The sequence below is a fragment of the Halococcus sediminicola genome, from assembly GCF_000755245.1.
Classification (GTDB): Archaea; Halobacteriota; Halobacteria; order Halobacteriales; family Halococcaceae; genus Halococcus; species Halococcus sediminicola.
The window spans coordinates 1-7,286 of the sequence record NZ_BBMP01000014.1; the positions used below are offsets into that span (position 1 = coordinate 1).

Annotated in this window: 7 protein-coding genes and 1 pseudogene; 2 read left to right on the forward strand and 6 right to left on the reverse strand. The window is 56.6% G+C overall.

Going from position 1 to position 7,286, the window contains the following annotated elements:
* Window positions 1-1,335: 1,335 nt before the first annotated feature.
* The 5 genes from ACP97_RS08220 to ACP97_RS08235 form a co-directional block, all read right to left on the reverse strand.
* Window positions 1,336-1,617 (reverse strand): hypothetical protein, encoded by a 282-nt coding sequence (locus ACP97_RS08220; RefSeq protein ID WP_049997359.1) that lies wholly within the window; start codon window positions 1,615-1,617, stop codon window positions 1,336-1,338.
* The gene (locus ACP97_RS08225) at window positions 1,614-2,312 is read right to left on the reverse strand and encodes a helix-turn-helix domain-containing protein (protein ID WP_049997360.1); all 699 of its coding nucleotides are present in this window, start codon (window positions 2,310-2,312) and stop codon (window positions 1,614-1,616) included. The genes ACP97_RS08220 and ACP97_RS08225 overlap by 4 nt, the downstream gene beginning before the upstream one ends.
* Window positions 2,305-2,469, reverse strand: a complete 165-nt coding sequence (locus tag ACP97_RS21425; protein WP_449404921.1) for a DUF7563 family protein — start codon at window positions 2,467-2,469, stop codon at window positions 2,305-2,307. The genes ACP97_RS08225 and ACP97_RS21425 overlap by 8 nt, the downstream gene beginning before the upstream one ends.
* Before the next feature lie 176 nt (window positions 2,470-2,645).
* Window positions 2,646-3,308 (reverse strand): helix-turn-helix domain-containing protein, encoded by a 663-nt coding sequence (locus tag ACP97_RS08230; protein ID WP_049997361.1) that lies wholly within the window; start codon window positions 3,306-3,308, stop codon window positions 2,646-2,648.
* Window positions 3,309-3,827: 519 nt separating this feature from the next.
* The gene (locus tag ACP97_RS08235) at window positions 3,828-5,036 is read right to left on the reverse strand and encodes an RNA-guided endonuclease InsQ/TnpB family protein (RefSeq protein ID WP_049997362.1); all 1,209 of its coding nucleotides are present in this window, start codon (window positions 5,034-5,036) and stop codon (window positions 3,828-3,830) included.
* Window positions 5,037-5,413: 377 nt separating this feature from the next.
* On the opposite strand from ACP97_RS08235, the gene ACP97_RS08240 reads away from it, so the two are divergent.
* Both ACP97_RS08240 and ACP97_RS19075 read left to right on the forward strand, forming a co-directional pair.
* Window positions 5,414-6,091 carry a helix-turn-helix domain-containing protein gene (locus ACP97_RS08240; RefSeq protein WP_049997363.1) on the forward strand — a complete coding sequence of 226 codons (678 nt, stop codon included), beginning with the start codon at window positions 5,414-5,416 and terminating at the stop codon, window positions 6,089-6,091.
* 453 nt (window positions 6,092-6,544) lie between these two features.
* Window positions 6,545-6,977, forward strand: a pseudogene (locus tag ACP97_RS19075) (RNA-guided endonuclease InsQ/TnpB family protein); the annotation flags it as partial.
* Window positions 6,978-7,148: 171 nt separating this feature from the next.
* Here ACP97_RS19075 and ACP97_RS20795 read toward each other — a convergent pair.
* A complete protein-coding gene (locus tag ACP97_RS20795; protein ID WP_272913442.1) occupies window positions 7,149-7,232 on the reverse strand; it encodes a hypothetical protein in 84 nt (27 codons plus the stop codon).
* Window positions 7,233-7,286: the final 54 nt, after the last annotated feature.

Here is a 7,286-nt window from a genome sequence, read left to right on the forward strand (position 1 = left end):
TCAATTTCGTGTAGTATCAGTCATACTAGTACTCACACAGCCAGAGCTAGCACAGTAATCTTTAATATTTGTAGAAGAGGCGACCTTCCAGGCTTACCTACTTTTTTCATAGTATGTGACCGCATCCGCGTTCATTTTTTTTTTCAAGCAGAAGACGGCATACGAGATCAGCCTCGGTCTCGTGGGCTCGGAGATGTGTATAAGAGACAGGGGGTATAGTGGCCGCAATCAGATATCGCCGATATTGTCTATGAAGATCCGATTGATACTTTTCAAGCGAGGGTTTGTCTCGGTGTTTAGCTTGAGGCATGCGACGGCCAGAACGGGAGCCCAGCGACAGGCGCCGGCCTTTAGGCCGGGGAAATTGACTGTGGAGGATACAAAACAGAAAATAGATACAGCTTCATCAGATAATTTCTGTGTGACAACCAATTCAAATAGTGTCGAGAGAGCATCGGCCGATGTTGTGCGTACAGCTCTCGAAGGAGAGTCTGGTGAGGTATTCGCTGTTGGGTTCAGTGAGAAAGAACTGCCGGAGTTGATCGAGGTGCTCAGGAGTATGGATAGTGGATCGACAGTCTGTTTGTTGTGTCGGGAATCGGTGTTGCGGTGGCTGCGGCGGGATTTCATTCTGGCGAGCGCGGTGGCTGATTTGATCGAGGCGGGGCGAATTTCGATGCGGTCGAGCGACGAACGTTTCGAGAACATGCTGTTGGTGACCGAGGGGACGGTGGTTTCGATTGTGCCGGCCGCCGAGTGCGTTGGCGAACTTGTGAGCGCCGACGGGGAATTCGTCGAGAGTGTGCGTGAGCGGTGGAAGGACGTTTGGGAGAGCGCCGAAGAGTTTCATTTACGAACTCCCGCGCGCTCGCGTGTAGAGGAATCGCTCGAAGAGAAGTTCGGGATGGCCGTCAAATCGGATGTTCTCACAGTCTTGGATTCGGTGGGGGACACCCGTCGGAATGAGAGCGGTCTGGATGAAGTACGAATATTGCTACTGGTAGCGGCGAAACACGAGCAGTTGCTATACGATCTATCGACGTGGGGTGAGGATCTGCGTGTGGGGAGCAGGGCGACGTTCTCGCAGTTAAAAAGTCAGCTTGAGGAGAAGGGACTGATTGAGACGGAGAAAGTACCGGTTGACGTTGGGCGGCCACCATTACGCTTGCTACTCAGCGATGAGCGCTTGCACGAGGCAGAGAGCGATGAACTGGCGAGTGTTGCTGAGGAGCTGCTCTCGTCCTCCGGTACATGTCACGATACCGCTCAGGGTTAGCCCTTGTCCTTCCTAAGTAGTAAAATTTCCGCCCAAACACATGGCTTACCAAGCGTGCGCTACTGACGAGAGAGGCGTCTGATATTGAGGACGATTTCACGCTCGACACACGCTTCGTGAAATTGTAGTAGCGTCTCTCCCTCATCGGCCCGGATCTCGAACGGTCGATCTTTCGTAGGGGAAGCAGTAGTCGTCCGTCGAACCGCGAGTTCATTCTCAGGAAACCCGGTGAGTATCTGATCGAGGTCCTTCTGGGAAGCTTCGATGGTCGCTTCCGCAACAATGTTCATGGCGCTTTCCGTGGTATCGTTCTCGGCGCTTTTGGTGTCGATGTCGCTCATTCGATGATGTTCGCGTTTTGAATCAGTTCACGGTGTGCGCGCCGGAATCGTTCGGAGAGCGCCTGATGACTGACACCGAGGTCGGTGGCGAGTTCTGCCGACGTGAGATCTCGCGGGATGTTGTAGTAGCCCATCTCGAAGGCTCTGGTGAGCGCGGTGTGTTGCCTATGAGTCAGGCCACCGGAGTCGATTCCTCCGTTTCCGAGAGTGCTGATACTGTGACACTCGGGGGCGCAACCCAACTCTTCTAGAGTTTCGTACGCTCGTGCGATTGCATCCCGCTTGGATGCTATCACTCGCAGTTTCCAGCGCCCGGCCTTCCCGTGGAGGGAGACGAGCGTGATGCTCTCTGTAATGAGCCTCCGGATGACTTGACGGGCGTGCTCATCCCATGTCACCCGGTATCGCCAGTGGCCGTCTTCTCCGCCGAACCGTTCGACCGCTGCGACGTTCGGGGACGATCGAATCGCCGCATCAATCGTGTGTTCGGGTGCATTAGCCTGTACTATCACCAGCGCGTGGTCGTCGGGATTGGCGATAGCGGGTTCGAGTTCGACCGTCGCGTCGGGCACGCGTTCGAACAGTTCGACGAAGGCGAACCCCTCGGCGGGGAGTTCGAACTGGGCAGTGCTTGCGTCGGTGGCTGCCGGCAGCTGCGGTGTCGGTGCGCTTACCGGCCGAGTGCGTTCAGCCATTGGAATGGCGGGTTGAGTGGGCTTTCCGGATTTGGCCCTTCTCGCGCAGTTTATCCTCGCAGTTCGGACAGACGCGTACACCGTGTGTTTCGGGCGGTGAGAACACACGCGCGTACTGATCGGTTACCCATCCCCCACAGTTTTCACAGTCGGGCATAGCTTGTAGAGAATGACATGGCTCCTCAATAGGTGTCGGCCTTCCTTATGAACCGATCTTATAGTAGTCTGCACATGCACGCTCATTGAGGTCATTCCACAGGCAGGGATGACAGTTCACATGCGAGGTCAACCGTTGGAAGCAAGGCAAACTCGAAAAGAACCGATTTAGGGGTCCTACTGGTGATTTAGTGCGCTGATGAGGTTCGTAAGAATGCTCTGCTGGCCGCGCTGGAGCCGACGGGAGAGCGCTTGCCCGCTAATCCCGAGTTCCTCGCCGAGCTCCTCGGCGGAGATGTCGCGTGGCACGTGGAAATAGCCACGCTCGAGCGCGAGCAAGAGCGCTTCCCGTTGTTTGGATGTGACACCCGTGAGCGACGGGATATGATCGGCCGTATCGGGGTTGTGGATGACGCGACGGACATCAATCGGTATGCTGTGGTCGTAGCATGCTTCCTGAAACGCTGAGAGTTCCTCCTGGTCTATCGCGCGGAGGCGAAAGAGCCACGCTTTGCCGTCAGTGGTGGTCGCCTCTTCGATGAAGATATCTCGATCTCGAAGCGCGTCGAGAAAGCCGTCGATTTCGTCGGTCCAGCCGATCCGGTAGAGATGAGCGTTGACGCGGCCGTCGAGATTGGTAAGATCTGCGACGGCAGAATGATCGCGAACGCGCTGTTCGAAGGCTGTGCGGTCGCCGTTGTGTTCTTTCCAGAAGTAGGGAACGAGCTGGTTGTCGACGGGAACGAACTGTGTGAGTTCGATGCGGGTGGTGGTATGAGAGAGCACCTCGCCGAAGACGAAATCGTCGGCGTTGATCGAAAGACTGGCGATGATGCTCATCGCCGGGACCTCCGTGGATGAGGGGGCGGGTCGGTCGTGTTGGTGGTGTACTCTGGACTACTGTCTGGGGCGGGATGTGCTATTGACATGGTGGTCTCCGTCGGTTCGACGGTCCCACATTCGAGAAAGCAAGTGACCCCCCGACTCAACACCTGCGCGACAACAACGACAACGATATCGGAGCCATTGGCCCCGAGAACGGGCGGAACGCCCGATGAGGGTGAGTGTTCACTGTTGGATGTGATTCCGTGTCTATCGACTAACGGCTTCGCCAGTGAAACGTCTTTGGATGGAGCCGAGAGACGATTTCGATGCGATCACACACGGTTGCGCGTCGAGAACGCCCAATTCTTATTTGGCATCAAATCTCCACCGGCCGGATTTCGAGGTCCGAAATCGCCACTGCAGCCGCTGATTTCGTATCTGCAAGCCGATAGCAGCAGGCGTTCGCTCGACAGGTCACCTTCTCCGCCGTGAACGGCGGAGCTTGGCGGTGGACTCCCGGTCTGGCCGATGCAGTTATGCGTCGGCAGGCGAAAACTCGCCGTTCCCGTTCAGCGTCCCCGTCTTCAGGGCGAGATGACGGTTCGCCCGTCCACGCGGAGACTTTTGCCCCGCGCGGACGTGTTTCATCGCGACGTTCTTCGCCGCGTTGTAGTCGGCGTGGTTCTCGTAGCCACACCTCCCACACCGAAACTCCGCCTGTGACGGGCGGTTGTTCCGGGCCGTGTGGCCGCACTTCGAGCAGCGCTGGCTGGTGTACGCCGGGTCCACCTGCACCGTGCGAATACCGCGTTCGTCGGCCTTGTACGAAACGAGGTCGAACAGGCGTCGGAACGCCCATGCATGAAACTTCTTCGCACCGGGCATCCGCTCGCGGATGTCAGTCAGGTCCTCGAAGGCGATACGCGAACAGTCGTGTTCGACCGCTTCGCTCACGATATCCTTCGAGATACGGTGCAACAGGTCGTCGACCCACCGCTGTTCGCGCTCGCCGAGTTGCTGAATCGTCCGGTGGGCTGACTCGGTCCCGGTCTGTTGCAACCCAGCACGAACGCTTTCGTACTGCTCGCGGCGGTGGTTCAACAGCCCACTCGACCAGAACCGTCCAGTTGAAGTCGCGGCGATATTCTCCACACCCACATCGACACCGAGAACCGTTCCGTTCTCGGCTTCTTCCGACACATCCTCGTCCTTCGCAACTGTGGTGTGGAGGTAGTACTCGCCGCTCTCCGAGCGGTAATGCAGCGTGCTCTCTCGAAGCTCCCATTCATCGCCGCGAAGATACTCGGTCTGTGGGTTCTCGCCTTCGGGCGGGAGAACGAAATCGCACTCGACGCGACCGTTCACCGTGGCAAGCGACACACCGTCCTCGCGGTAGGTGAGCGCCTTCTTGTTGTAGACGACGGTCGGTGCGGTGAACTCCGGCTTCGACGCGCGCTTGCCGTTCTCCCAGCGCGAGACGACACCCTTCGCGGCGTCGCCGGCAAGGTTTCGCGCCGCCTGTACGAGGTTCGCGTTCAAGCCGTCGGTGGCTTCGCGAGCCTGTTCGTAGGTCAAGTGGTGGAGTTTCGTTTTGTGCGTGATGACGTAGCCGTCGTCGTTGCGCTCGAAGGCCCGGTCGACGGCGATTTGGGCGGCCTGTCGAAACCTGTCAGTGGTTTCGTGGAGATCGTCGCGCCGGTCGTCGGGCACGTCGAGTTTGAGACAGACGGTACGTCTGAGCACGCGACATATGTAGTGTCGTCACTAATAAATACATCGATCGGGAGTCAACTGGCCGATACCGAACAGATGGCAGTTGCACAGTCTCACGAATCAGCTTACGCGATTCCGCCCCGCCCTTCAGCCCTTCGGGCTTCAGGACGGGGTTACCTCGCTGTCTAAAGATGTACGACGAACCGGCGAGCCAGCACCCCGAGTAGAGCGGTCTTTGCGGGACCGATGTGCAAAATCAGCGGTCACGAGAGGAGACCAGCGGCAAGTTTGTATGGCGTATCGACCTCTCTGACGTGGTAGCCGACTCCTCAACGGGGACAGGCGTTCTCACGAACGAGGCGAAAGATCTAATCAATCCTTTTGCTTGTTGACCGAGAGTACCCTGTATGTCCAGTGCATGTGTTGTCCGAGGCGAGATTCCAGCCGAGGAGTTTGCGCTCTACGAGGCGTTGAGTTCACTACCGGATGTTGAATTCGAAGTCGAACGCGTCGTGCAGAGTGGCGACGAAGCAGCCATGCCGCTCATGTGGATTCGTAACGCCGACTCTGAGGCCATCACAACCGCCTTTGAGGACGATCCTAGTGTCCAAAACCTCACGCTGTTGTCGTCGTTCGACAACGAACACTTGTATCGCATGGAATGGGTTTCTGAAGTGCAAGTCGTTCTCCAGATGCTGACGAACTCCAGTGCGACGATCACGGACGCATACGGAACTGATGGACGCTGGTATCTCCGCGTGCTCTACCCTGATCGCGACGCTCTGACGAAGACGACTAACTTCGTCGATGAAGAGGGTCTTACCTTTGAGGTGACTGCTATCCGGGAGATGGAAGGCGAACCTGCTGGCTTCTATGGGCTTACAGAGCCACAGTTTGAAGCGCTTAGCACCGCTCTCGTTGAAGGTTACTATCAGGTGCCTCGTGAGACCGAACAGAGCGAGCTCGCCAACGAACTCGGCATTTCGCATCAAGCGCTGTCCGAACGGCTCCGGCGCGCGACAGGCGCACTCATCGAAGACGCACTACTGGTTGGTGCAGTCCAAGCAAAACAAGATGAGCCGTGAATTGAGCTAATATGGAATGCTGGTAGTCTATTCAGTCTTAGCTGATTCCTGATTCAACGAGAAATTCTGAAGACACCCATCACCTGCAACGTCAGCCATTAGGATGCCCAGTGCGTTTTTGATAGCCAATGAATGTGGTTAGCACATTACCGTCCAAACCACTCAATCGTACGGAACGAAACCGGCTACGTGCCCACGAGGAAGTAGAAGCTCTCATCATTCTCGGAACAACCTCAATTGACGAGCGACATGAAGAGCGGGCAGAAAACGCGACGAGTATGGTGATTTTGATGAACGGGACCGTCTACGCGCTCAAATACGAGGAGTCCAAGTGGTCCACAGAAGTCCTTCAACGAAACGCCGATCGACGGGATCACCTCGAACAAGCGCTCAATCAATTAGAAGCCTAATACTGTTCGTAGCAGTGTGGTCGTACCTACGAGTCCGTCTCGTGCTTTTGAGAAGTTGGACGCGAAGGATCTGATGGAACTCGATGGCAACAGCCGCAACCGAGCATCCGCGGCGTGGGGGACGTTCGGTCGGATGCTCGCGTACAAGTGCGAGCGCGAAAGCACGCACTTCGCGGCGGTCGAACCAGCGAATACCACAATGAGTGTGCCGAGTGCGGCGTCAAGACGGACAAACCACTCTGGGTACGCGAACACTCGTGTCCGGCGTGTGGTTTTGAGTGCGACCGTGATGCGAACGCCGCCGCTAATATCCTTTCACGCGGACTTAACCAAGTAGGGGTGGTTCACTCCGAATCAACGCCCTCGGAGACTGCGACCGCTGTGGGACCGCTGTTTCAGCCGTTCCTGCACGTCGCGTCATGGAACAGGGAAGCCCCGCCCTCAACGAGCGCGCAAGCGCGAGTAGGGCGAGGTAGTTCACAATATGCTTGGTAGCGAGGCTATTGGCCGTGAGGACTACAGCGACCGCGGCTCCGCTCCAGACAACGTCAAAGGGGAATCAGACGAAAAAACGCTATAAAATTGATGGGACTGACCCTCAATAGCTGATGAATGATTCACAACGTGTAGATACAAACTAAGAGGAATTACAGCCGCGAGAGCAGTACATCCGGATCTTCAATGGCCTCGATGACATGCTCCATGAACCGATTTGCCGTCACGCCGTCAATGAGTCGATGATCTGTCTATTATACACATCTGAAGCTGCAAACCATATCACTTGT